Source organism: Gemmatimonadota bacterium (assembly GCA_016712265.1).
In the GTDB taxonomy this organism is placed as follows: domain Bacteria; phylum Gemmatimonadota; class Gemmatimonadetes; order Gemmatimonadales; family Gemmatimonadaceae; genus RBC101.
On record JADJRJ010000027.1, the window covers coordinates 105,783 to 130,581 of the forward strand.

27 protein-coding genes and 2 pseudogenes are annotated in these 24,799 nt (G+C 67.4%); 9 read left to right on the forward strand and 20 right to left on the reverse strand.

Annotated elements, in window-relative coordinates; all coding sequences use genetic code 11:
* Positions 1–874: 874 nt before the first annotated feature.
* From IPK85_04770 to IPK85_04805, 8 genes and pseudogenes are all read right to left on the reverse strand, one after another.
* The gene (locus tag IPK85_04770; protein ID MBK8246695.1) at positions 875–1,096 is read right to left on the reverse strand and encodes a DUF433 domain-containing protein; all 222 of its coding nucleotides are present in this window, start codon (positions 1,094–1,096) and stop codon (positions 875–877) included.
* A gap of 326 nt (positions 1,097–1,422) precedes the next feature.
* Positions 1,423–1,791 (reverse strand): hypothetical protein, encoded by a 369-nt coding sequence (locus IPK85_04775; protein ID MBK8246696.1) that lies wholly within the window; start codon positions 1,789–1,791, stop codon positions 1,423–1,425.
* A 1,538-nt stretch (positions 1,792–3,329) separates the two neighbouring features.
* A complete protein-coding gene (locus tag IPK85_04780) occupies positions 3,330–4,166 on the reverse strand; it encodes a hypothetical protein (GenBank protein MBK8246697.1) in 837 nt (278 codons plus the stop codon).
* 669 nt (positions 4,167–4,835) lie between these two features.
* Positions 4,836–5,374: pseudogene (locus IPK85_04785) on the reverse strand (hypothetical protein).
* 32 nt (positions 5,375–5,406) lie between these two features.
* Entirely contained in the window at positions 5,407–6,012 is a 606-nt protein-coding gene (locus tag IPK85_04790; protein ID MBK8246698.1) for a DUF5343 domain-containing protein, read from the reverse strand.
* A gap of 238 nt (positions 6,013–6,250) precedes the next feature.
* Complete coding sequence (locus tag IPK85_04795; GenBank protein MBK8246699.1) at positions 6,251–6,700, reverse strand: hypothetical protein; 450 nt, start codon at positions 6,698–6,700, stop codon at positions 6,251–6,253.
* Between the two features lie 267 nt (positions 6,701–6,967).
* A complete protein-coding gene (locus IPK85_04800; GenBank protein MBK8246700.1) occupies positions 6,968–7,288 on the reverse strand; it encodes a BrnA antitoxin family protein in 321 nt (106 codons plus the stop codon).
* Positions 7,257–7,580, reverse strand: coding sequence for a BrnT family toxin (locus tag IPK85_04805; protein MBK8246701.1), 324 nt, complete (start codon positions 7,578–7,580; stop codon positions 7,257–7,259). Before IPK85_04805 ends, IPK85_04800 begins: the two co-directional genes overlap by 32 nt.
* A gap of 302 nt (positions 7,581–7,882) precedes the next feature.
* On the opposite strand from IPK85_04805, the pseudogene IPK85_04810 reads away from it, so the two are divergent.
* Together IPK85_04810 and IPK85_04815 are read left to right on the forward strand one after the other, a co-directional pair.
* Positions 7,883–8,231 (forward strand): annotated as a pseudogene (locus tag IPK85_04810) (type II toxin-antitoxin system RelE/ParE family toxin).
* Between the two features lie 7 nt (positions 8,232–8,238).
* Entirely contained in the window at positions 8,239–8,559 is a 321-nt protein-coding gene (locus IPK85_04815) for a helix-turn-helix domain-containing protein (GenBank protein ID MBK8246702.1), read from the forward strand.
* A 217-nt stretch (positions 8,560–8,776) separates the two neighbouring features.
* Here the strand turns inward: IPK85_04815 and IPK85_04820 are convergent, their stop codons facing one another.
* Both IPK85_04820 and IPK85_04825 read right to left on the reverse strand, forming a co-directional pair.
* Positions 8,777–9,142, reverse strand: a complete 366-nt coding sequence (locus tag IPK85_04820; protein MBK8246703.1) for a hypothetical protein — start codon at positions 9,140–9,142, stop codon at positions 8,777–8,779.
* A gap of 404 nt (positions 9,143–9,546) precedes the next feature.
* The gene (locus IPK85_04825; GenBank protein MBK8246704.1) at positions 9,547–10,281 is read right to left on the reverse strand and encodes a hypothetical protein; all 735 of its coding nucleotides are present in this window, start codon (positions 10,279–10,281) and stop codon (positions 9,547–9,549) included.
* A 530-nt stretch (positions 10,282–10,811) separates the two neighbouring features.
* Between IPK85_04825 and IPK85_04830 the strand changes: the two genes are divergently transcribed.
* Positions 10,812–11,132, forward strand: coding sequence for a helix-turn-helix transcriptional regulator (locus IPK85_04830; protein ID MBK8246705.1), 321 nt, complete (start codon positions 10,812–10,814; stop codon positions 11,130–11,132).
* Between the two features lie 414 nt (positions 11,133–11,546).
* Here IPK85_04830 and IPK85_04835 read toward each other — a convergent pair whose 3' ends face one another.
* A complete protein-coding gene (locus IPK85_04835) occupies positions 11,547–12,524 on the reverse strand; it encodes an integron integrase (GenBank protein ID MBK8246706.1) in 978 nt (325 codons plus the stop codon).
* Between the two features lie 45 nt (positions 12,525–12,569).
* Between IPK85_04835 and IPK85_04840 the strand changes: the two genes are divergently transcribed.
* Positions 12,570–12,842 carry a hypothetical protein gene (locus IPK85_04840; protein ID MBK8246707.1) on the forward strand — a complete coding sequence of 91 codons (273 nt, stop codon included), beginning with the start codon at positions 12,570–12,572 and terminating at the stop codon, positions 12,840–12,842.
* A 161-nt stretch (positions 12,843–13,003) separates the two neighbouring features.
* Here IPK85_04840 and IPK85_04845 read toward each other — a convergent pair whose 3' ends face one another.
* Positions 13,004–13,708 carry a hypothetical protein gene (locus tag IPK85_04845; GenBank protein ID MBK8246708.1) on the reverse strand — a complete coding sequence of 235 codons (705 nt, stop codon included), beginning with the start codon at positions 13,706–13,708 and terminating at the stop codon, positions 13,004–13,006.
* Positions 13,709–14,109: 401 nt separating this feature from the next.
* Entirely contained in the window at positions 14,110–14,340 is a 231-nt protein-coding gene (locus IPK85_04850; protein MBK8246709.1) for a hypothetical protein, read from the reverse strand.
* A 459-nt stretch (positions 14,341–14,799) separates the two neighbouring features.
* On the opposite strand from IPK85_04850, the gene IPK85_04855 reads away from it, so the two are divergent.
* From IPK85_04855 to IPK85_04865, 3 genes are all read left to right on the forward strand, one after another.
* Positions 14,800–15,441 (forward strand): sigma-70 family RNA polymerase sigma factor, encoded by a 642-nt coding sequence (locus IPK85_04855; GenBank protein ID MBK8246710.1) that lies wholly within the window; start codon positions 14,800–14,802, stop codon positions 15,439–15,441.
* 782 nt (positions 15,442–16,223) lie between these two features.
* Complete coding sequence (locus IPK85_04860; protein MBK8246711.1) at positions 16,224–16,694, forward strand: hypothetical protein; 471 nt, start codon at positions 16,224–16,226, stop codon at positions 16,692–16,694.
* A 730-nt stretch (positions 16,695–17,424) separates the two neighbouring features.
* The gene (locus IPK85_04865; protein ID MBK8246712.1) at positions 17,425–17,844 is read left to right on the forward strand and encodes a hypothetical protein; all 420 of its coding nucleotides are present in this window, start codon (positions 17,425–17,427) and stop codon (positions 17,842–17,844) included.
* On the opposite strand, the gene IPK85_04870 is transcribed toward IPK85_04865, so the two are convergent.
* The 3 genes from IPK85_04870 to IPK85_04880 form a co-directional block, all read right to left on the reverse strand.
* On the reverse strand, positions 17,793–18,197 hold the full coding sequence (locus tag IPK85_04870; protein ID MBK8246713.1) for a beta-lactamase family protein: 405 nt from the start codon (positions 18,195–18,197) through the stop codon (positions 17,793–17,795). The two genes, IPK85_04865 and IPK85_04870, sit on opposite strands and share 52 nt — an antisense overlap.
* A 222-nt stretch (positions 18,198–18,419) precedes the next feature.
* Complete coding sequence (locus tag IPK85_04875) at positions 18,420–18,803, reverse strand: DUF2089 domain-containing protein (protein MBK8246714.1); 384 nt, start codon at positions 18,801–18,803, stop codon at positions 18,420–18,422.
* Between the two features lie 8 nt (positions 18,804–18,811).
* A complete protein-coding gene (locus tag IPK85_04880) occupies positions 18,812–19,228 on the reverse strand; it encodes a hypothetical protein (GenBank protein MBK8246715.1) in 417 nt (138 codons plus the stop codon).
* Between the two features lie 334 nt (positions 19,229–19,562).
* On the opposite strand from IPK85_04880, the gene IPK85_04885 reads away from it, so the two are divergent.
* Positions 19,563–20,078, forward strand: coding sequence for a hypothetical protein (locus IPK85_04885; protein MBK8246716.1), 516 nt, complete (start codon positions 19,563–19,565; stop codon positions 20,076–20,078).
* A 73-nt stretch (positions 20,079–20,151) separates the two neighbouring features.
* Positions 20,152–20,682, forward strand: a complete 531-nt coding sequence (locus tag IPK85_04890) for a hypothetical protein (protein ID MBK8246717.1) — start codon at positions 20,152–20,154, stop codon at positions 20,680–20,682.
* An 18-nt stretch (positions 20,683–20,700) separates the two neighbouring features.
* Here the strand turns inward: IPK85_04890 and IPK85_04895 are convergent, their stop codons facing one another.
* From IPK85_04895 to IPK85_04910, 4 genes are all read right to left on the reverse strand, one after another.
* The gene (locus IPK85_04895) at positions 20,701–22,251 is read right to left on the reverse strand and encodes an alpha/beta hydrolase (GenBank protein ID MBK8246718.1); all 1,551 of its coding nucleotides are present in this window, start codon (positions 22,249–22,251) and stop codon (positions 20,701–20,703) included.
* Between the two features lie 128 nt (positions 22,252–22,379).
* Positions 22,380–22,649: a hypothetical protein gene (locus IPK85_04900; protein MBK8246719.1), complete on the reverse strand. Its 270-nt coding sequence runs from the start codon at positions 22,647–22,649 to the stop codon at positions 22,380–22,382.
* Positions 22,603–23,646, reverse strand: a complete 1,044-nt coding sequence (locus IPK85_04905; protein ID MBK8246720.1) for a hypothetical protein — start codon at positions 23,644–23,646, stop codon at positions 22,603–22,605. Before IPK85_04905 ends, IPK85_04900 begins: the two co-directional genes overlap by 47 nt.
* A complete protein-coding gene (locus tag IPK85_04910) occupies positions 23,534–24,781 on the reverse strand; it encodes a hypothetical protein (GenBank protein MBK8246721.1) in 1,248 nt (415 codons plus the stop codon). The genes IPK85_04905 and IPK85_04910 overlap by 113 nt, the downstream gene beginning before the upstream one ends.
* Positions 24,782–24,799: the final 18 nt, after the last annotated feature.

Genomic DNA, 24,799 nt, shown 5'->3' on the forward strand with positions numbered 1-24,799 from the left:
CGCCCTGCGAGGCCGCCACTGCCACCCGAGCGGCCCCGGGCACCTTCGACCGTGGCCTCGCGCGGACGGCCGCCCCAGGCACCGCTCGCGGTTGGGCACAGCGGGCCCCTGAGCGAGGCACCACACCGTGCAGTGGGACACGAGGTAACCCGCGCGAGTCGGTGGGGGCGACCAACGCCGCGGACACGGTTCCAATAGAACAGGGCGCGGGGAGCACGCGCAGGCCGGACTTCCGGTGGGCGTCGGCGTTTATGCGCGTGGCCCCGCGGCCGGTGCCGACAGCTTGATCGCCGTCAGACAAAAGAGATCTCGCCGGGGAGGCACTCACCACTCTCCCAGTCAGCATAACGACCCGTGTTCTCGCGCGGGCCATCTAATTAGAGCCGCCGCACCCGGCGGCGGACCTTGCCTTACACTATCAGCCGCCGGGTGCGGCGGCCAGCCCTCCGGCCCCGCCGCGAGCAACACACTGTTAGGCAGAACGATGCCGCACCCTTGTCGCGTTCTCACCCACTCCTCCATCGTTCGCCCGCCTCGCCCCCTGCCTACGTAGGCTTCGGCAGCTCACGATACTCGCCGAAGCGCACGCCAGCCTGCGACGGCGACACCGGCCGCATGTGGCCGGAGATCCGGCCAGCTCGTGGTCCAGAGCACCCAGGATCGCAATGCGCCGCGTGCTCAGGTCCTGCTGATAGCGCAGATTCTTATCCGTCGTCACGAATAGCTCGAAGCCCTGCGCTTCCGCAGCGCCGAGCAGGGCGCCGTTCTGGAGTGCGGCCCACCCGCGCTCGAACGCCGTCTCGACCTCATGCGCCCCAAACGACCGCCGGAGCGGTGCGGGCGTGCCCTGATCGAAGAGGATCCTCACACCGCGTTACGCGGAGACCGCGAGGCTGCGGCTGGTGTGCTCAAGCACCGCGTCAACCTGCTCTCGCGTCACGCCCGGGAACCACTCCAGGAACTCGGCCACGGACGCACCGCCCTCCAAGTTTTCGAAGAGCGCACGGACGGGCACCCGGGTCGAGCGGAACAGCCACTCCCCGCTGACCTTCCCCGGAATCCGTTCGACGGCAGGACAGTCGTTCCAGTCGAGCATAAGGTAAGTGTACCCGCGGCGGCTCGCCGACGGGAGGGCCTCCAGCCCGCGGGCGCCGGTCCCGATGACTGGCCTCGGCCACCTCCGAGACTGTGCCCGGGTTAGCTAGCTTGGTCCGCCCGCCACACCGCTCGCGACATGGTGGGAGGTGCGCCATTGCTCGCGTTGCTGCCTAACGACCACGCCTCTGTTGCGGACGCTCGTATAGAGCCCCCGCCCCGCGCGGCCCTCCCACCACAACCTGCCGCGCGGGGCGGGGGCACTCAAGGAGCGGCCGACGACAGCTGGCGATTGTTAGGCATCACATCACCCTGAGCCAGCTCACGCTACCCACTCAGTGGCATCCGCAAGTGAAGCGACAGCACGGCCGGGACAACGTTGCATCCGTCTGTGCCAACCTGCACCGACGTGAGGATGAGGGCTGCATACGGCGGGCGGGTTACTCGCACCGTGTAGGTCCCCTCCCGACCCGCAGAGTTCGGCGTGGCGAGCCGTTGGGCGTTGAGGTCAGGTCGGTTGGGTGGCACGGACACCGAGTCGCGAAACGCACCGTCTTGTAGCACGAGCGTCGCTCCGGAGCCGATGTACTCCTTCGTGACCCAGTCCTGCACAGTCACCACGACCGCCGGCCGGGGATCCAGCTCGCAGAGCGGCTGACGAAACCCGACGGCCTCATCCGAGGCACAGCCAGCCAACAGTAACCCGCTGAGTGCGGGTACGCAGCGACATCGCGAGGACAGCCAAAAGACGCACATGCGCATGGCTCCTTTCAAACACGGCCTGCCGTCAGGACACCTCGGATGGGCGCACTGCCACGCGCCCTTGATCAAGAGCAATACTGCCCTGACCGTGGGTTCGCGCAAGAGGGTACCGGCGCGCGGGCATCTTCCTTTCGGCCATTTGGGCGACCAACGGGTCAGACCCTCGTATTGGGGTGCCGAGCGGCGGTCAGTCCGTCCTGAGGCGCGCATCCGGTACCGCCAGGGGGTCGCGCCCGTCTGCGGTGCAGGAGCCCGACGAGACGCACCGCGCAGGACACGCGACTGTCCACCAGGACGACATTGCCGGCCATCTTGCAGCGAGCCGCGGTGGTAGCATGTAGGCTTGCCCGCTGATCATTGGTAACCAGGGAGCCAAGCAGCGGTCTTCGAGAGAGGGCGCTTCTGGCGACCGCGTCAACCGCGATGGCTCCTGTGAATGCCTAACGCCCACGGTTCGCCCGCGGGCCATCAAATAGAGCCGTCGCACCCCGCGACGACCTCCATTGTGATCTACTAGTCGCGGGGTGCGACGGCCAGCCCTCCGGCCCGGCGGGCGCAACCGTTTGTTATGCTGCCCCGGGGTCACCGGCGCCCAGCGAGCCGAACGCCGCCGCCCGGTTGGCCCCGGGCACCTTCGACCGCCGCCGGACCGGGAAGCCCGCCGCATGAACCGCACCTCCCGCCGGCGAAGTGGGACCCGAGCGAGGCAGTGCCCTCTACAGTGGGACGCGAGGTAACTCCGGCGAGCCGGTGGGGGCGACCAGCACCCCGAGCACGGTTGCCATGAAGCAGGCCGCGGGGAGCACGCGCGGGCCAGCCTCCCAGTACTCACCAGCCTTCATGCGCGTGGCCGCGCGGCCGGTGCCGACAGCATGATCGCCGTCAGACAAAAGAGATCTCGCCGGGGAGGCACTCACCACTCTCCCAGTGAGCATAACGACCCGCGGTTCGCCCGCAGGCCAGAATACAAAGCCGCCGCACCCCGCGACGACCCTGCCCTGTGATCTACTAGTCGCGGGGTGCGGTGGCCAGCCCCACGGCCTGTCGGGCGCTACCGCTTGTTATGCTCCCGCGGGGCCGCTGACGCTGAGCGAGCAGCCCGCCGCCCCTCCGTTCGGCCCCGTGCACCCTCGACCGACGCCAGGTCTCGGCCGGACGCGAGCGGCGCCGCTCCTCACCGACCACCTTGGTACCCGAGGCACTCCCTCCCGCCGGGCACCCCCCGAGCACCGTGTTCAACCGGCGGCCGCGTTATCCGCTGGTGACGGTTGCTCCCGCTGTGCTGTGTGGACGTAGCGGATAACGCGGTCGCGACCCCGCCGCCGGTGGTGCTGTTGAGAACAACAGCGCGACAACTCAAGGAAGCGCCACCACTGCCCCAGTGAGCATAACGTTTCGGTTCAAATGCAGCCGCTTCGATCAAGCGAGCGTAGCGAGCACTCAGTACCGCGGCTGACTTTTGCAACCGTTTGTTATGCCGCAACGTTCGACGCAGCATGTCGCAATGAAGTATGGAACAGGAACGGCAAGTGGTGCCAGCCCCATACTGCCTCGGCAATCGTACCGGAAAGTGTCACCGCCCGGCCGACAAGGCTTCGTGCTTTGAGGAAGTCCTCGCGGGTGAGGAACAGTTGAAGCTCGCGCACGTTGGTCCGCACTGACCTGTCCGCAGAGCCATGTCGCACACAGACGGGTCGCGTGACTCGAAGGACAATCACCGAATCCGGTTCGTCGCCCTTCGCCAGACTTTCGTAGTTCGGGCGACCTGGATATACGCGCGCAATCACCTGCCCCTCCAGTCGCACGCTGTCAGTTTCGAGGGCGATGCATGGCGCACCATCGTCGCTCTCACCCCTCGGCTGTTCCGCCGGTTCGCGCCCTAGCGACGCCGCGGCTGAAGCTGAATCCGGTACTTCCAGAGGCGCCGGAGGGATCCGTTGGAGCGCTCCTTCGATGTCTAACGGCTGGCCCCGCAGGTAGCTGCTCCATAGATCGAGCACGATCCCCGATGCGTCGTCCGGGTGAGGGTGACCGCGCTGCCTCAGATACTGCATGACTTCACGTCCCGCTGACTCCCGCAGAAACCCGTTTCGCAGAAACAGCCCCAACGAGAAGTGATACTGCCAAAGGGACTCGGGGAGCACCGCTCTAAGACGCTCCCGTTCAGCGGGCTCGACCAGGGAATCCAATGAAACGAACGCTTGCCGAAGGCTGCTAACCGGCAGCCGCGCGTCGCTGAGCTGCACCCCGGTCAGCTGGGAGAAGTCGTCGTCGATCGGCCCCCACAACTGCCAGCCGACGAGCAGCACAGCCAGAGATGCACCCGCTGCGAGAACGCATGCCCTTCTCTTCATTGCGGATCTAGTGGCCCGGCTCAAGTTGCGGCATAACGCCCACGGTTCGCCCGCGGGTGATCATATAAAGCCGTCGCACCCCGCGACGACCTTGCCTGTGATCTACTAGTCGCGGGGTGCGGCGGCCAGCCCCGACACCCGCGGGCGCAACCGTTTGTTATGCTGCCCCGGGGGCGGCGACGCCCGGCGAGACCGCCACTGCCACCCGATCGGCCCCGGGCACCCTCGACCGTGGCCTCGCGCGGACGGCCGCCCCGGGCACCGCTCACGGTTGGGCACAGCGGGCCCCGAGCGAGGCACCACCCCGTGCAGTGGGACCCGAGGTAACGCGAAGGAGTCGGTGGGGGCGACCGACGCCGCGGACACGGTTCTTATAGAACAGGGCGCGGGGAGCACGCGCGGGCCGGAATTCCGGTGGGCGCCGTAATCAATGCGCGTGGCCCCGCGGCCGGTGCCGACAGCATGATCGCCGTCAGACACAAGAGATCTCGCCGGGGAGGCACCCACCACTCTCCCAGTCAGCATAACGTTACGGTTCACCTGCAGCCGAACAGATAGAGCGCGCGAAGCGCGCGCTCAATAGCTCGGCTGACTGGTGCAACCGACTGTTGGGCAGCCGCGCTCTCACAGGCCGATGACCCGATTCCAGTCGCTAATGTACATATAGAGGCGCTGGAACTCCATAGCAGGAGCATGCGATTGTGCGCGATGAAGTTGCGCGCCTTCTCAAGCTCTTCCATCCGCTGCTTAATCCAGTGCTGCGTGGGGACAATGTCCTTGAAATGGTCCCACTTGGCAACGATGATCTGCGCCAGGTGACCGAAATCAATGAAGCCGAGGTGGTCGCTCTTCTCGCCCTCCAACCACGTGTCCTTCATGGCCGCCTCGCGTCGGCTCTCCGCTTGCTCCCTGATCTTCGTGGGGAGCTGATTCTGCCAATCAGGTCCTTCCTTCTCTTGGAGGGCCTCACGTATGAAGTCTCTGATCTCATTCTCGAAGCAGAAGAGAACCGCATAAAGACGCGCCATTTCGAGGGCTTGGTTACGGCGAGCCACTCCGAAGGGGGCGAGGGCCTCCCGAAGAAGATTCTCTTCCGCCTCAGTGGCATTGCTGCCGATCTGGATGCCGGCCTTGCGAAAGACCTCGGCTTCGGCTTCGAACATGAGCCCGCGAAACAGGAAGTCGCGCACGTCCTTCAAAAGAGATGCTCCTTCAGGGACTTGAAGATTGCATTGTAGACCTCTACGTCCTTCGTCGCAGGCAGGTGGATCTGGATGTTGTAATGAAGGGTTGCACCCTTCTCGACGTAGCCTGTGATGTCGTTCTTGCCCTCGTTCTTGAGCGGCGGGACCGTCGGAGGAACCTCGGCGGGGGTGGCCTTCGCGCGCAGATCAGCGTGCGTGAGGAGCCCCAGGAACGTCTTGGTCATCAGGCCAGCGACGTTGTCACTCACGTTGTGGAAACTCTTGAACTTTCCTTCGATGGCAGCCTTGTCGGAGGATGACGGATGTTCTTTGATCAGGAAGAGGTCTCCGTATGCATCGCGCAAGGCCTGCGCAAGCACCGTCTTCGAACGCGAGTGGTCGCGATAGTCGTGATACCGCTGGGTCGGTACCCCATCGGCCGTCAGAAAGCCGAGGGCCTTGAATAGCGCGATGAAGGCTCTGTCGTTGGTCGAACCAAAGCCCCAGTCTTTCAGCAGCTGCTGCGTGAATCGTTCAGGCGCCTGACCATCTCGGATCTTGCCGAGAATGTCGCCGATGCGATTGGTCGGAAGCACGTAAGCGTTCGCTAGTCCCACAGTGGCTCTCCTCTGCGTCTTGGTGCGGCGCTGCGATGAATGTCGTCACGATCTAGGTCTGCCCAACGTCCCACGCTCTCAGGCGGGGCCTCTCATAAAGCCGCCGCACCCGGCGGCAGCCCTTGCCTTTACACTATAGGCCGCCGGGTGCGGTGGCCAGCCCTCCGGCCCCGTCCTGAGCTGCGTGTTGTTATGCCGTACGCGCAGCTTGCTGGTCGCTTGTCACCTTTGTGGAATGCTACCTGGCCTGCCAGAGAACGAGGTCAAGCTTCTTCGTGGCGGTCAGCGCTTCGCCGCCGAGGGCGTCGTCGAATTGTCGGATGAAGGCACGACCTTCCCGTGTAGCGAGAAAAGTGGCGAACAGATCGCGAAGCTTCGAATGCACGTCTGTGGCTCGCTGGAGCCGGGTGGCGGCGTCTCCGTAGGTTGCAAGCCGCAGGTGGACATTCTTCAGCACCAGCTGATCGATCACTGGCTGAGCAGGATCGAGTGTTGCTACGAGCTTGCTCGCGAATGAGGCTTCCACGCGACCAGTCGCGGCGTGGAGGTCCCGGATCACTTGGTCGAACTGCACACCCCGCTCCTTCCGCTCTTCGAACAGGCGATAGAGCGCCGTGCGCCATGTTGCCGCGCGACGTACCCGATAGTAGCCGTTGAAGGTTCGTTGGAACGCCTCATCGACGGACACATCGCGCCGTAGCGCCTCGCGCTGCAACCATCGATACTTCGCGATTGCGGGCTCGAGTCTCCCGAGCGCTCGCGCGATCGTAGGCTGCGTCAGGACGATCGCTGGCGTTCTAGGTGTCGGCTTCATGTCAGGCGATCGGCATAACGTCCATGGCTCACAAGCGGGCGCTCCTATCAAGCCGTCCCGCCCGCCGCGGAACCTCGCCTTAGCATATCAGGCGGCGGGCGGGGCGGCCACCCCACGGCGCCCGGCTTGTGCAGCCATTTGTTAGGCCTCAGCCTTTCGGCGGCGGCGCCGCCCGCGCTCGGACGCCACCCGCTCCGACAGGTACACCTTCAGCAGCGATTGATAGGGGACGTCACGCTGATTCGCCTGCACCTTCAACTCCTCCAGCAGGTCGGCCGGCAAGCGGAGCGAGATCGTCTCCGTGCTGGGCTTGAGGCCCGGCAGCCGCACGCGGCGCGCCTGACTCCAGTCGACGTACTCCGTCGAGTCATGCGTCGCCCAAAACGCCCGCTCGGCATCCTCCGACGCAAACCGCGGCACCGGCCGGCGCTTACTCGTCGCTCGCTTCTTCGGCTCGCTCATAGACCCTCCGTTCCCGTCGATTCATGTCCCGAGCCGATAGCACCCGGATCAGGCTCCCGCGCAGGGTGAACACCAGAAACAGCCGCCGCTCGCCGGCCGTGCGGCCGAGCACGTAATACCGGGCCTCCGACGCCGAGTGTTTCGTGTCCGCGACCACCACGAGCGGATCCCGGAAGAAGACCTGCTCCGCCTCCCCCGGGCTGACGCGATGGCGCGCCCAGAGCTTGGGCGCATTCCCGTCATCCCAGTCGAAGCCGTCGCACCGCGCCAGGTCGTCGTAGACATCGGCCACAGGGAAGGTATACGATACTCATATACGGCAGCGCAAGCCCCCGGCCTGGAGGTCTGCGCGGCCACGGCCGACGGCGCCTGCGGATCTGAGGTGGGGAGGCCTGACGATCCCGAGCCCTCGCGCTGAGGCCTAACGTCCATGGCTCACATGCGGGCGCTCATATCAAGCCGTCCCGCCCGCCGCGAACCCCCGCCTTACGGTATCAGGCGGCGGGCGGGACGGCCAGCCCTCTGCGCCCGTCTTGTGCAGCCATCTGTTAGCCCGCCCCTTGCCAGTATGTCAGCTCTGACATATGTTCCGCCATGGCCACCGCCGACAAACCCGTCGTCTGGCTCCACGGGGAGGTGAAGTCGCCGCCCTTCTCGCCCGCCGCCCGCGTTGAGGCGGGAACCCTGTTGCGCCGTCTGCAGCGGGGCGAGCGGCTCGGCATGCCGGCCTCCCGGCCCATGAGTCGGATCGGTGCCCGCGTTCACGAGCTCCGCGTGGTGGATATCGACCGAACCTGGCGGCTGATCTACCGGGCCGATCCGGATGCCATCATCATCGCCGAGGTCTTTCCCAAGACGACCGCGCAGACGCCCGACGCGGTCATTCCGGACATGTCAACGCCGGTTCAAGGCGTACGATGCGGCCGCTGCCGCCGAGGAGTGACACTCATATGGATGCGAAGAAGCGGAAGCGTCTCGAGGCCGCCGGCTGGACGGTCGGTACGGCGGCCACGTTCCTCAACCTCTCCGACGCCGAGGCCACGCTCGTCGATATGCGGCTCGCCCTCAGCGCTTCGCTCCGCGCCCGGCGCACGAAGCACCGCATGACGCAAGCGACTTTGGCGAAGCGGCTCCAGTCCAGTCAGTCGCGCATCGCGAAGATGGAGGCGGGCGATCCGACCGTCTCGCTCGAGCTCTTGATTCGCGCGCTGCTCACGGTCGGGGCGTCGCGACGAGACGTCGCCTCTGCACTCGCCAAGCGCGTGGCTTAACCCAGCCAAGCTTCTCCTTCGCGACGGGCTAACGTTCACATTCACCCGCGGGCGCGCCACCAACCGGAGCGCGCCCAAAGGATATAGAGGGCCGTTGGCGCCCCAGACCTTCCACCGGAAGCTGCACTCCCGCCACCGGAGGCGCCAGCGGCCCTACCGGCTGGGCGCAGAATCGGGCACCGGCACGACGGGCGCGCCCGCCGGGTGCAATGTACTGTTAGGCATCACGCGCCCGGCGTCCTTGGTTGTTCGGATAGAGGGAGGCCGCTTGGGGCATACCAGCGGACGGGGAGGAGCGTCCGGCGCAAGCGTTCCGCATCCACTGGTACAGCGCCCGCACCCGTTCAAGGTCTCCAGCCTTCAGCGGTGTATTGTCCCGGGCGAACGCGGCGCGCATCGCGACAGTGTCGCCCTGAGCGACTGCCCGCTGCCGCTCCGCGATCTCCGCTGGATCCCGCGGCAGCGTCGTCCGCATCCCAGCGACCCGTCCGGCGGAGTCGAGGGTCGCGGACACGATCTCCGGCGTGGCGGCGCTGGGCAGTGACGGGCTCGCCGTGGACATCAGTAGGACCGATCGCTTCACGGTATCCTCGAACAGACGGATCCGCCTCCCACCGGCGAGACCGCGCTCCCACTGCACCTCATGGCCGCGGTGCACAATGAACCTGCGCGTCGGGTCACCGCCCGGGGTTAGCGGAAGCTCAGCTCGCGGTATGGCCGTGCACGGCGGCGCCGTCGCGGGAGGCATCGCTAGCGGGTCGACTGGACCCTGGAGGCTCCCAGCGAGCGCGGCAACTAACAGCGTTTGAAGGCCGCTCCGCACGTATGCTCTTCTCTTTGTTGTATGCCTAACGACCCGCACTCTCGCGCGGGGCTTCAAATAAAGCCGTCGCACCCGGCGGCGGACCTGCCCCTACTCTACAAGCCGCCGGGTGCGGCGGCCAGCCCCCAAGCCCCGTCGCGAGCTGTGCGCTGTTAGGCCGAGCCTCAGTCGCGATTGAGCCCTGGGCGGAGCGCTGAACAGTACGGCGGGCCCGGTTGCTCGCAGCGCAGCAGGACATATGACTCAACCACCGTCGCGCTCCCTTGTCGAACGCGGTAACGATAGAGGCCCGCCGGGAGCAACAGGAAGTGCTCCATCGTCGTGCGCGGGGACCGCTGCATGCCGGCGATCTCGAACGTCGCCGCACCGAGATCAAGGGGTATCAGGAAGCGGACGGTGTCGCTCACTCCGCCAACCTCTGGTGGGCGGTCGAACGGCACGCTGGCGCGGTCCAAGCCGCGCTGGCCCACGGGCGGCGCGCGCCACGTCGCTCCTGCGATTTCGCTGAGCAGTTGCTGCGTAAATGAGTCCGCAAGCTCCAACCCGTCGCCGCAGCGTAGGAGGCGCAGGGTGGGCCCGACCACGTGCGCTCCCACCAAGTACTGACGCCCAGCCTGAAACAGAGCGCAGGGGGCATCGTCGCCCACGACGACGGTCACGCTGTCCGGCATCCCACCACGCCACGACGAGTCGACCGCGAACCGGACCAAGCGGTCGTTCCCCACCGTGTCCACCGCGAGCGCGCGCCCGGCGAACAGAACGGGCGCCTCGCTCGCGCGCAGGATCCGCGGCACCGGCTGATCGGCCGGCGTCACGATGAGGCATGAGCACGCCGCCCAGCTGCGAGCCGCCGTGATCGTGCTGAAGGCCAACATCAGTCCCCAGCGGATTGGGATCATGGTTCCATTCGGCCTAACGCCCATGGCTCACATGCGGGCGCTCTTCAAGCCGTCCCGCCCGCCGCGAACCCTCGCCTTACGGTATCAGGCGGCGGGCGGGACGGCCAGCCCTCTGCGCCCGTCGTGCAGCCATCTGTTAGCCCGCCCCTTGTCAGTATGTCAGCTCTGACATATGTTCCGCCATGGCCACCGCCGACAAACCCGTCGTCTGGCTCCACGGGGAGGTGAAGTCGCCGCCCTTCTCGCCCGCCGCCCGCGTTGAGGCGGGAAGCCTGTTGCGCCGTCTGCAGCGGGGCGAGCGGCTCGGCATGCCGGCCCATGAGTCGGATCGGTGCCCGCGTTCACGAGCTCCGCGTGGTGGATATCGACCGAACCTGGCGGCTGATCTACCGGGCCGATCCGGATGCCATCATCATCGCCGAGGTCCTTCCCAAGACGACCGCGCAGACGCCCGACGCGGTCATTCGGACATGCTCAACGCCGGTTCAAGGCGTACGATGCGGCAGCTGCCGCCGAGGAGTGACACTCATATGGATGCGAAGAAGCGGAAGCGTCTCGAGGCCGCCGGCTGGACGGTCGGTACGGCGGCCACGTTCCTCAACCTCTCCGACGCCGAGGCCACGCTCGTTGATATGCGGCTCGCCCTCAGCGCCTCGCTCCGCGCCCGGCGCACGAAGCACCGCATGACGCAAGCGACTTTGGCGAAGCGGCTCCGGTCCAGTCAGTCGCGCATCGCGAAGATGGAGGCGGGCGATCCGACCGTCTCGCTCGAGCTCTTGATTCGCGCGCTGCTCACGGTCGGGGCGTCGCGGCGAGACGTCGCCTCTGCACTCGCCAAGCGCGTGGCTTAACCCAGCCAAGCTTCTCCTTCGCGACGGGCTAACTTTCTATTGTACATCGTTGAGATCCTGCGGTCTCCTACGTTATCCCGCCGGCCAGCCCCTGAGGAAGACCCGAACCACCCCTCCCCCGCAGCGTAACTCGCCGCCGAGGGGGCGGGTTGACCGCCGATGTGCACAAGAATAACTCGGCCCAGCAGGCGCAGCGGAGGATGACGTAAACCCTTCGCCACCACACCGTTAGATCGACGGAGGCCGCCGCGGACGATCCGGAATTGGGCAGCTGGAAAGGCAGCAATAACTGCCGGGGCGGGTACCGTGCTTTGCTATGGGGTGGACGCCGCCTTCTATCGGAGGTGCACGGCACGAGCTACGCGGCAATAACTGGCGCGAATTGGACGTGTTCTCACGCGTCTCCGCCCCGCATCAGCTGCGCAGCCGGTCCAGCGGGCTCCGCACCCCAAGACGTCCGCGATTCAACACGTGGGTGTATATCATCGTCGTCGCGACGTCGGTATGACCCAGAAGCTCCTGGACGGTCCGGATGTCGTAGCCATCCTCGAGCAAGTGCGTCGCAAAGGAATGGCGCAGCGTGTGGCACGTCGCGCGCTTCGCGATCCCGGCAGTACGCACCGCCTCCTTCACCGCGCGCTGCACCACGCTCTCGTGTAGGTGGTGGCGACGCATCTGACCAGTCTCCCCATCCCTATAGATGCGAGTCGCCGGGAATACCCACTGCCAGGCCAACTCGCTCGCCCAGGAAGGAGCCTTGCGAAGCAGTGCGCCCGGTAACGGAGCATACCCACGACCCGCTCGCACGTCCCGGTCATGGAGTTCCTTCACACGCTCCAGTTGGATCGCCAGCGGCTCGCGCGCACCCTCGGGGATCATCGTGACGCGATCCTTGTCCCCCTTCGCCCGCCGAATCCGCAGCTCACCACACTCCAGGCTCACGTCCTTCACCCGCAGGGTCAGACACTCCATCAGGCGAAGCCCGGACCCGTAGAGGAGCACCGCGACCAGGTACGGGACGCCCTCCATGGCGTCGAACAACCGGCCCACCTCGTCCCGGGACAGGACAGCAGGCAGTCGCGGGGGGCTGGTGGTCCGAAGCACGGCACGCAGGTCGGAGACTTCGCGACCCAGAACGTGCCGGGACAGGAAGACCAGGGCGCTGAGTGCCTGCACCTGCGTCGCGCGTGCCAGCCGGCGTGCCGCCGCCAGGTGCGTGATGTACGCGACGATCGCTTCCTCCCCGAATTCGGCGGGATGCACACGCTGGTGGAACTTCACGTAGCGCGTGACCCACTGGACGTACGCAAGCTCCGAACGCGGGCTCATCCCGCGTGCCCGAATGGCTGCGCGCAGTTGATCGAGAAGGCGAGGCGGCTTGGCTTCGGTCATGGACCCGTCCAAGGTGCGTCACTCCTCAACATCTCGCGGTACCGCATGCCGATCCATGGGGGCCGATTCACTGCAACGCAGCAGCCCGGAGCGGGCCCGCGATGTCGTGCGCTGTCGCACCACCTTCCAACGGGAGATCCTCAACGTCGCGCCACTACATCATCAGGTTCCTGGCGCGAGCTGCTCACCAATGACACGTCGCTGCTGGCCCCGGATGTTCGGCTGGGCTTTCGGGAGTATCACGCCCTGCTCGCCTACACGCTGCAACGTCGCGAGAAACTCGATCGCCCGATTGAGGCGTTGGCCCTCTCCCCCTGAGCCCGCTGGTTGCCGCGCGAGCCTAGATGCGGCCCCGCAGCGAGCGCGCGACGCACCACGCCGCCCTCCCCCTCCAGAAGGAGGTCCACCCCGAAGGCGTACCCGGAGCCGCGGCCAGACGGCGCCACGACCCCAGGATCCTACCTCCCAGCTGCCGCCATCTACGCGGCCGCCGGCACCTCCACCGGTGACCCCGTCGGTGGCGCGTCCACCTTCTGCGCGCCAGAGTCGAGACCGGTCGGGACGAAACGCGCCAACGTCGTCCACTCCGCCAACCGCTGCGGCTGGTCCTCCAGCCGCGGGGCAACCATCGCGTCCAACACTCGCACCAGGTCACGCCCCTGCGCGTACGCCCGCCGCAGCGCTGCCGTCGCTGACGCGCGCTTCGACACCTCCACCGCCTGCGACGAAATCGCCGCCCGCAACTCCGCCGCGACCGTCGTGATTCGCGTCGCGAAATCCTCCTGCAACCCCGACGTCACAAACGCGTCCCGGTACTCCGTCGCCGCACCGGCCATCGCCTCGGCGATCGAAATCAGCGCCTGATAGTCCCGCGCCTGCGGCATGGCAAACGTTGTCAGCAATGCCTTGTTGCCAGGGAAGTTCAGCTTCGCCGCACCCGACAGCGGCAGCAGAAACTCCCGGCGGAGCCGCCGCGCCAGCGCCCGCTTCTCCTGCGTCCGGCCTCGCGCTTGTCGCTGTCGCACCTCCTGACTTCGTGACTGCTCGTCCAACTCCGTCACGATCGCGCCCAGCCGCTCCACCATCTTCCCGATCGACCCCAACCCCACCTCGGGCGCGTTCGTGGCGAGAAATTCCCGGATCTGGCGGAAGACCCGGATCGACTGCTTCTGGTGCCTCTCCATATGCGATCTCCTTGAACCGCTGGACGCAGGGCCCTCCCTGAACCACGGCGCGTCCGTTTAACCGTGGCTCAATTGCTTCAGGAACGGTCCCTCCACCATCCCGGCTTGCCGCTGTCGTCGCGCGCACCACCGCGTCGATCGGCCGCACGACCGCGCCGTGCACGCGCCGCGCCGCACTCAACCGCCGCGCAGCTAGTCCTGAGCGCTCCGCGTGCGTCGCGGGCGTTGCACACCGACCCCCCGTCGTCGCGTAGCCGCACTCATGCGGGGCAGCGTGGCACCGGAGCGACGCACCGTGCTCCCCAGGCAGGCCGCGATACAGTCGCGTCGTCGCACTGCCACTCGCGACAGTCGCCCAACGCGTCCTTCGTGCCGCACGTCCTCTCCTCGTCGGCGCGCCGCTATGCCTTGGCGACGCGCCGCAGACCCAGGCCGTCCCGCAACACCGCCGCACCGCCACGCGATCGCTCCCCAACGACGCGCAGCTCCTCCGAAGCGGCGCGGCCGCTATCCCACCGGCCGCTGCGGCGCGCCGAGGCGTTCCCCAGCCCCTCTCCCACGCCGCCGTACTCGTCGGCGTCGCCGCGCCATCGCGCCTGATCGCCGCACCGTGCGCCGCGATCGACGACCACAGGCGTCCCCGCGACGCGCGATTGATCGAAACCAGGACCGGAGGGATCTCGACGGCCGCCGCGTCGTCCCGTGTCGCCGCGCTGCCGCACGCGGGGCGCGCCCAGTCGATCCGGGACATCACGCAGGCGGCCCTCGCCGCTGCAAACCGGGTCCGCCAGGTCGCCGCGCGACCGCCGCGACGCGCTGCCCCCTACTCCTTAGGCGCGCAAGCCCTCGATTTCGCAAGGGGGTGACGTCTGTTTCGAGCGCACTGCTCGGCTGCGCAACCACTGCTAAATCATTCGAGGACAGGCGCTTGGATCACCGTTCGGGAGCCCGATGCCGTGGCACTATCCCCGGCTTAAGGCCCGCCCAACCCCAGGGTCTCGGACCAAGCCCACGCCTGCCAATTTGACATGGGCAACATTTTCGCAGCTTGGGGCAGAGTATGGTCATCAAGCCGCCTAGGAGGCATTTTGGTGACCCGACTCAGCTGGCCGGACGGCATCATGGACGAGGATCCACCCCCAGCGCGGGCCCCGCTCGCCCTCGTTGTTGATCAACACCCCGAGACCCTCGAGGCATTCATCGGCGAGCGCTTCTCGGGGTTGTACGCGGCGGCACATGCGTACGCCGGGACGCTCTTCCCCGTCACCGAGGTGGAGGACGTGGTACAGGACGCGTTCCTCACGCTCTGGAAGGGACTCCAGCCGCCGAGCGCCACGCCCGATGCGGACAGCCTGCGCGCTCGACTCTTTCGCCATCTCAAGGATCGAAAGGCTCGTCGCGCACGCGACGACGCCCGCCGCAGCCGGAAGTTGTACTTGATCACCCCCGGCCCGGCCATCCGGCGATGGATGAGCATCACGCAGCCGCAAGAAGCGAACGAGCTTCATCAAAATATCGATGGCGTACTCGATCGAATGCGACCGACCTGGCGAGAGGCCTGGGTCCTTCGATATCGCCACGATCTCAAGCTGGACGAGGTCGCCACCATCCTCGGCAAGGCGGCGGTCACCGTCCGCGTGGATGTGACCCGTGCCAACGAACTGATCCGCCGCGCCCTCACGGATGCCGGCTTCGCCCCGAGACATCCGAGCGGAGGAAGCGATGACTCATGACGTGATCGACCACGAGCGCGAACTGGCCAGGACACGGGCCGAGCTGCCGGACACAGCGTTGCTGACCGACTACACCCTGGGAGTCCTCTCCGCCGGGGAGACAGACGCGATAGAGCGTCGCCTCATCGAGGACGAGGAGTTCCGTGCCTTTGCCGCACCGATCCTCGCCGCCACACGCGCCGCGCGGCTCCAGCCGCACGTCACCAGCGAGCAGGTGGGTTTGGCATGGCACCGCTTCCGTGAGACGGTGAGGCGCACCACTCCCCACCGCCGGTCGCGAGCGCAATTCTCGCGCTGCGCCGGTGGCAACTCGCTGCCCTCCTCTTGGTCGCGGCGCTCACCGCGACGGCCTGGTTCGCGCCTTGGCTGGGCCCGCGACTCGGGGACCGGGGGTGTACGAACATGTCGTGACCGAAGCCGCCGGCCGGGAGGTGACCCTCATCAACGGGGGCACGGTCCGCCTGTCTGCCGGCTCGCGGTTCTTCCGGCAGACTCATGTTGGACGCGACGGCACGCTCACCTTCACGCTGCACAGGTGCGGCCAACTTCCAGCTGCCGACGCTCGCACGCGGCGCCTATCACGTGCTCACGCCATCGGGCCGCGTCGTGGTCACCGGCACGCGGTTCGTCGTGGACGTCCGCGACCCGCAGGTCACACATGTCCGCGTACGAAGGCTCCGTCCTGCTGGAGCCCGTTGGCGCAGGCGCGAGCTACGACGCCGTGTCCTCGTGCAGAACCAGGAAGGACTGCTCGTCTACAACCAACCACCTCGGAGGACGCAGTGACCCCGCATTCGCCGATTCTCCTGATTACCGCGGTACGCGCGGCGGCTCGGCTCCACGACGGCCACCTGAACGTTCCGCACGTCGATCCCATGACCTCGCTCCGGTTCGTCCAGGCAATCGGAGGTGAGGCCCATGCGGCCCTCTGGGGGGGACATACCAGCTGGCCGCTGCAACCGGCGATGACCGTGGCCGACCTGGAGGCGCTGGCCGAACGCCGCAAGATGCTGCGCGCCCGCCCGCGGGCGGCCGACGTCATGGTCGCCGACATCGACGGCGCGCGGATCGCGGGCGTCATCGATGAGGTCCATGATCTCGCGTCCGGCCGCCACCTGGTTTCGTGTTCGGTGGTGGTCGCCCGCGGCCACGGGCGCCACACCCGGGTCACGCGTACCCGTCGACTCTGCGGACTGACACGAGGCGATCTGTTTATTCGCTGGTACGACCATTCACGCCAGGAGGCCGCATGAAGTGGAACACCCAGCGCGCTCGCATCCGGTGGGCCGCGATCCAGGACGAAGTGCGCCCCAGGGTGCGGGCAGCCGCATGCCACCTCGCGGATCGCGCAGAGTTGGCAACGACCTGGAGCAGGATGGGCTCCTGGCCGTGTGGATCTATCTCGCGCGCTTTGGCTGGCGGGCCCCGGTGTCGTCGTGCGTATGCGTCGCCGAACAAGCGATGCTCCGCGCCAGGGCGCGGTCGTATCGCTGGCATCGCCGCATCGACACCCGGTCCTCGAACAGGTGCAGCAGGCCAGGGAGCGTGCCGCATGAGCGCCACTGGCTCCCCTGGTCGCCGTGATCTCTTCCGCCGCCCCGGCCCAGGACCAGGGAATCACCTGGTACCTGACTCCCTCGCACGGCGGAGAATACCCCCTCGCCTTACGCATCAACCGATCGCTGCTCGCCGCCGGCCTCGACACCAGCGCCCTTCTGGGCGCGCTTGCCCGGGTCGCCCAGGATCACCGTCCCTTCGCGGAGGTTCGACGTCGGTTGCCCACCGAGGCCAGCTACCCCGAAGCTCGGGTCACGCTGACGTACTCAGACACCCTGGGCGTGGAGGCCACCGCGGAACTGGTGCGCCGCGCCAGGGGTCGCGGTCGCGCGCGCGCGCCATGGCAGACCTCACCTGGTCTACACGCAACTTGTGGATTGGGGCCCGGTCGTGCGCTTGCGGGTGTCAGACATGGTGAAACAAACCTTGAAGACGACCTGCTTACCGGGCGAGACGGCTCCACGCGCCTTCAGCCCGGGAACGCCGCTGCGCGCGGTTGACTCGGGTGCCGTCCCGGGACGAGCGCTCCCGACGCGCGCGCGACCGTGGGCGGGGCCCGTAGCCCGCATCGTGGTCACGCCGGACACGGTGGTCATGCGCGTCGGTGAGATGAAACCGATCTTCCTGCTCATGAAGCGCGCCGGCTACACCGCCACGGGCGATTCGGTGCGATTCACGCCGTGGTACACCTTCGTCGACGAGGCGGTGGCGCGCTTCCGGGACGGACAGGTCGAGGCGCTGTCGGTCGGCGTCGCGCGGGTGGAAATGGGAGAGATGGTGCAGGTCCCACGCCTTCAGCGCAGCCGGACGCTGCGGACCTTCTGGATCCGCGTGATGGCACCATGAGTGCGAGAGTGCGATCGCCCGTCGGCGACCAGGGTCATCACGCCGGTGCTCGACAGCGACTTGCTGGTCGAGGCCAGCTGGAATGATGTTTGGGGCGTCACCGGAGCGCCCGATGCCAGATCCTCAACGCCGACGGTGAAACGCTTGACCACGGCCCCGTCGAGGATCACGGCGGCGGCGAGACCGGGTATCCGCTGATCGCGAACCCGATCGCCCAGCCACTGGTCGATCGCGCGAGACTCGGCGTCGGAGAGCGTCACCGGTCGTTCGCCTCGATCGCAGGCGGTCAGCGCAGCGACCGACGCCACCAGGCAAGATCGCAAGCGTCGGGTTCGTACACGTGTCGTACGCATGGCGTCGTCCTCGCGGGCGGTCACTGGTCCGGCGTCCGACTGTACGGTCCTCCACTGGCGCTGTTTCAGGACGCCAGACAACCGCGCTAACCATTCCGCAGTGACGAGCTCGCGGCTCCCGGAGTCGAGCCGGCGCCTAACGCCGCCCGATGGAATTCCCGTACCTCATGCCTCCGATCACCGGACACACCGGCCGGCCCGACCGCCCGCGTACACGCGCGCTCAGCCGCGCCGGCGCCGCAGTTGGTCGATCGCCTTTGTCGCGTCGATCTGTCCCGAGGCCAATCCGTCCAGTACCTCGTCCACGCTCGCCGCTGGCGACGGGTCGGACGCGACGTCGTCGTCCGCTCCTCCCATGGCTTGCACGATCTCGTCAAGCCGCGCGCGGGCCGTGTTGTAGGCGATGCCGACGTCGGCGGCGAGGCGCTGCACGTTGGTGCGATGCTTCACCAGCAAGCCGACAAAGTCGAGTTGCTCACGCGTCAGGCGACCCACCCAGCCCAGGTCGAACCGACCCTCGAACACGGTCCCGGTGTCTGGGTTCTCGAGGCGTGTGACGATGAGCCGGCCACCGTCGAAAGGATCGCGTGGCGGGACGGGCAGCAGTCGACGCGTCATTCGTCGTCCAGCTCGCCCCGCCGAAACGCTTCGCCGAGCTTCGGGTCGACCGCGTTGTCCGACAGCTCCACGATCTCCTCGACAGTCAGGTCTTCCAGCCCGGCCTCCACCAGGGCGCGGATGTAGTCGGCCTCGACCCCATTCGACGCGAGTTCAACGATGTCCGACACCGACAGGTTGCGCAGTCCGGCTCCGACCAGCGACCGGACGTAGTCGGCTTCCACGCCGTTGGACGCGAGCTCAACAAGCTCCTCGACGGTCAGTCGCAGTCCGGCCCGATCGCCGGCGGGTCTCGACGCGCGGCGGGACGAGGCGGGCGGTTCCGCAATTGCCCCCAGCAACTCCTCTGCCTGATCGGCGTCTATCGTCCCACTGAGCATCATGTCCAGCACTTGTCTCGTCCTGGTGGTCATATTTATCTCCGGAATGGCGATATACACCAGCTTATGGGGTAATTTTGCCATCCGCAAGACCCGCTATGCCCCCGGTCCATCGCCAGTCCGCCTACTTGGGTCGCCGCCCAGCATGATCGAAGGGCCACCATGAGGTCCCCAGGCGCGCCGAATGTGAGCTGAGGGACGCTTTCGCCGGCCGGATCCGCCTCTCAACCGGAGACGGACGACTCCGCCGGCCGTGCCGCGATCATGAGTCATGCGCCTCTCGAATTCGCTCGCCACATCCGGCTGCTAGCTTCCATGATGTTGCGGCTCCTGATCATCGCGCAGTTGGCCGACATCAATGCGGGAAGTGGAACGGAACGCGGTCGCGATCCTCCAGATTTCCCGCTTTCGCGTCGCGCGCCTGGTGGATGCGGTTCATGTCAGCCGCGTGGAGGGTCTCTACACCGGGTGGGGAGTCGAGCACCGGTCGATCCGACAGCTGGGTCGCCTGGCGCTGCGGGGCAACGCCGGCTGGGCGTGGAGCGAGCACGCCGCACGTGGACGCGCGAGCGCCGAGCTCACCAGGGGCAGCTGGACCTTCGTGGCCCGTGGTGCCCGCACGCTCGATGTCACCAACGACTTTCGCACGGCGCGCGACAGCGGCGCAACGCTCAGCGCCCTCTTCACGGTGGACAACTACGACTACGTCGACCGACGACTTGCGTCAGTTGGCCTCGCGCGTCACTTCGGCCAGGGGCAACATGCCTGGCGCCTCGAGGTCGGTCCCGCTCACGATGCGGGAGTCGCACGCAACCTCCGGCAGGGGGTCTTCCCGCGCGACTCGGCGTTCCGCGAGAATCGGGTGGTGCGCGAGGGCGGCTAACTGGCGCACCTGGAGCGCCCTCGAGCTGCACGCCGCGGTCGCCACATCGCCGACACGCACCGGCGTCGGCGCCATGATCTCGGCGGAGCATGCCATCGGCACGCTGGACTACGCCCGGCTCGAAGGACGTGTCATCGGGCGCCGGATTCGTGGTCCACTTACCCTCGCCGGGCGCCTCGATGTCGGCGTCGTGGCGGGAGGCGCTCGTCCGCCACAGCAACTGTACGAGCTTGGTCGCAACCAGGGGCTGCAGGCGTATGGCTACAAGGAGTTTGCCGGCGATCGCGCCGCGGTCGGGCGGACGCTCGCGCTGGTTCGCGTGCCGATGCTCCAGTCGCGACTGCCGATCAAGCGCTGGTTCATCCCCGCTCCGACGCCGGCCGTGGCCGTTGGCCTGCAGGGCGCCTGGTCGGCGCTGAGCGGCCCGGACGCCCGGCGGGCCAACCAAGAGCTGTGGCAGCCGCTTCGGGCTCCGACGGACGGGATCAGGACATCGGTCACGCTGGGGATGCGCTTCTTCGGTGGGGCGGTCGGTCTCGGGACCGCCCGGGCGCTGGACCGCGGACCATGGAGGTTGAGCGTTGAGTTCGGTCAGCCGCTCTGACGCGGTTGGGCCAACGACCTAGCGAAGGCAGGCGCCGGCCGGCGAGAGTGGCGGCGGCCGCCGGCTCGTCAGGCGCCAGACGCCTTGGTCCACCAGCGTCGCCATCCCGAGCGTGACCCGGCAGGTGGGATCGCGCCGTCGCGGGACCACGTGCACGAGGTCGAAGAGTGCCGCCGACGCACGCCGCAGCGCGTGATGGCTCCCAAATATGCGTTGCAGCTGGCTCTCGGCGGCCTGCCCCTCCGTGACGTCGACCATCTCCACCCCCGCCGGCGCTGTTACCGGCCCACGGATCAGCCCGGCCCGCTCGCTGCCGTTGGAGGCCCGGGACAACGCCAGCATCCGGTCATCAGAGGAGGCGTAGACGATGACGCGGCCTGCCATCCGTCGCGCAGCCGGAAGCACGAGGTCCCGGAAACGCCACACTTCCACGTCGGGTGCGAAGAACGCGATGGCCCGGAGTGGATCTCGCACCAGGGCCGCTTGCAGGTCCGGGTCTCCAGCCAGCGACTCGCCCACGAGTTGCGATCCCATGGAGTGAGCCACCAGGAGCATGCGATGGCCGCCGATCGCCGGCAGCAGGTCACGCAGGGTGCGTGAGAACGCCGGGCGACTCTCGACGGCCGCCGCCGAATCGTCGCGATAGGACCTGGAGAAGATCTGGCCCGCGCTTGGCCAGGTGACGCCGGACCCTCTCGCGGGCCAGCAGAACACGACCCACGGCACAGGAGAACGCGAACGGACCTGGGCTTGTGCGGCATGCTCCCACGCTTCATGCAGTGAGGTCCCAAACCCATGCACGTAGAGGATCAGGAGCGAATCCCCGGTAGGCGCGCTCCCCGTGCGCGCGCGCAGTTGCTCCACGAACACCTCCCGGGTGAGGCGCACGGAGTCTGCCACCGTGATCTCGACCGCGCCGCCCAGCACATCGTCCGATTGGACGACACTGACCACGAACCCATACTCGAGCGAGTCCGCCAGGCGACGTGTATCGCGACCCTCCTCCCGTGCACGCACCGAGACATACCAGAGCGTGTCGACAGGGGACCGCGCGATCGCGGGAACGGCAGGCCGCCGTGAGCAGCACGGCGGGACCAGCGGCACGAGCATGGCAAGAACCGCGGCGACGAACCTGCCAACACGTGGCAGCGCCCCGCGCGCGTGCCTCCGGTCCGGTGCTCGGGTCAGAATGAGAGCTTGAACCAGTGGGCCAGTCGCGTCTTGATCGACGAGTGGCGCGGCAGGAACGCATACACCTGCGAGGGTTCGTCGAGCCACCAGCTCTGTCCAATAAGGGCGCTCCGCGGCCTGGAGTTCGTCGTGCCAGCGCTGCAGCACCTCACCACCCACATCGCGCATCGCCTCCGGATAGTCCTGGAAGGTCGCATTGACCGCCGACCGACGTTGCACCTGCGCCAGCCGGAGCTGGGCGAACTCCGCGCTCAGCTCCGCCCAGTCGGCGCGGGCAAACAGGGTCCAGGCCTCGCGCGACGCGAAGAAGTTGGCCTTCATGTGCAACTGCGACGTGGCCACCGACTCGAAATCGCGCGTGCTGTCGGGCGATGCCACGAGGCGGACGGTGCTCGCGGTGCGCGCGAGTCCGCCGTAGACGTCCGGCGGAAAGGCAAAGAGGTCCTGCAGCCACGGTTGCTGCTCGAAGGTTTCCTTGACCGCACGCGTCTTGCCTGCGATGTCGGTTACCCGAAGATTGCTGGCAAAGATCCCGATCTTGAGGAGCCCGCCGCTCCCTGGATCTCATCGGCCAGGGTGCGGCCCGCCGCGAGCAGGCGCCACAGCAATTCCCGCCCGCGGATGATCGAACCGAACGCCCGTGCCGGGGCATTGTCAAGCGCAGGCGCGATCACCATCACGCGCACGCCGCGCAACGACCCCCCGAGAAGGGCCGCGCCCCAGAACGAACTATTCCACAGCGCATCGGGAATCGTGATGACGGACCCGGGAGGCATCAAGGTGTACAGCATGGCCTTGGCGATGTTGACGCCCTTCGCGTCCAACCCGGTGCCGTTCTGCAGCTGCATGGCCCGCCGTGGCCCACCATTCCGTTCCACGGCCCGCTGCACCGTGGCGTCGTAGTCGGCCGCACGGGGGGCGCGGCTGCAGCACCGCCGTCATGCGCGCGTTGGAGATCCCTTGCTTGAGCAGGACGTCGCGTGCCGCGGCCTTGAGCCCCAGCACCGCGGGTCCGCGTACGAGGATTGAACGGTCCTCCCACGACAGGTTCGCGTAGTGCTCCCCGATGCCGGCCCCGGTGAAGATGGCCTCGCCGCGGTAGGGATCCTCTTCCGACAGGTCGTAGAACACGATCTTGCGGTGATCGCGCATCCAGGCATCGGGAACCGGGAACCACGCGGCGACCTTCCAGCTCCAGAAGCTCGGATCAGCCGAGTTGGTGATGTTGACATGCACCTTCACCATGGCGCGCAGCCAGTCTTCCCCGTACTGCTTCCGTTGGACGGTGAGCAGCGTCGACGCGCGAATCGCGGCACGCAGCGAGTCCTGCGCCGCACGCAGCGAGTCCTCCCAGGCCTTGAAGCGTGGGGGAAGGCGAACCTCGTGGCGCGTCGGATCCTCCAGCAGGCTCATCCACAGGCGCGCCTTGTTGACGTTGTAGAACCACTCGTCGAAGAGGATGAGATAGACCGGGAAGGTCCCCGTGCTGTCGTACGCGCGGACACGCGCCGTGAGCGCCGCCAGGTAGGACCCCAACACGTGGCGGAAGCTCATTTCGTCGGGGTCGCCCTGAGCATCGATCCCGCGAAAATCGTGCGTCAGCAGGACGTGATAGTCCTTCGCCTCGCGAATCGTGCGACTCAAGTGATACTGGAACTGGTCATTGATGAGGTAGAGGGCGACGTTCCCCTCGGTGAACGGCTCGCGGGTCGCCTCGGCCACCAGGGCGTCGATCTCCGCCTGCGTGTCGTGCTGCTCGGGGCGGAGGGCCATCTGGAGGGGAATCCAGACGAGCCGGGGAGTCTCTCCACTCGCGACGTGCCACCGCGCGCGCGGATTCCACCATCTCGAGGTACGCGGAAAAGACCGCCAGTGACGTCTCCGCCTGCGAACGCGACACCTTCGCATCCACCAGCAGCCACTGGAGGAAGCGTCCGCGGGCGAGGACCGCATACTCGCGGGTGGTGTCGTGCAGCTTGATCTGGCCAAACAGCCGATTGTAGGGCAGGATGATCTCGCGCAGCAGGATCTCGCGCGCCTGTTGCGCCGTCGCGTGGCCGCGAGCAGTTGCACCGTCGGTCGCGGAATCACTCGGGGCAAGGGCGAGGGAGAACGCACGGTCGATCGCGGCGTGAAGTCGGCGCGTCTCGTCCTCGAGGGTCCGACGGCCGCCCCGGTCAGCGGTGACGATGAACCGCTTGAGCGAATCGAGTCGGGCCAGCACCGCAGCATCGCTGGCGGCGCCTCCCGCGCCGAGGTGGTCGAGCCATGGCACCGTGAGTTGGCCGATGGCGAGCGTGGCATCGCGGGCAGTGGCGAGCAGCGTGCGCAGCTCCGCCGGCACGGCAGGAATCGGCGCCTCCGGCGGAGGCGGCGCCTTGAGCCTGATGTGATCTTCCTGTGGACGATTGGATCCCACGGGGATGCGCCGGAACACCGGCTTCTCGACGCCGATCATCAGCGTCGGCCGCCGCCCCGGGAGGATGTCGGCGCGGAGCACGCTGGCATTGCCCGAGATGCCACCGCGGCGGACGGGGTGCACGTACGTGAGCACCGGGCGTACCACCCCGGCATGCACGTTGTAGTCAGCGCCAAACGCGATCCCGGAGATCGGGGACATGAAGCGGAGGCGGAGGCCGGCATTGATCTTTGTATCGAAGGCGCCGCTGTAGCCCTCGAGCTGCAGGCCGCCAAGCCCGAGGACGGGATTCAGCAGTTCGCGATAGACGCCCGCCCGTCCTTCGGCCAATCCGGAAAAGCGGTCGTCACGGTGTCCGAGGCCGACGGATCCCCCAAGCGTCCATTGCCACGTGTCGGGCTGGCCGAGGGAGGTCGTCTGGCCGCCGTTTGCGGGGAGGCGCTGCTGCGCCTCGGCGGGGCCGCGGGCCAGGCAGAGGCCGGTTAACATGGTGAGGCCCAACGCGCA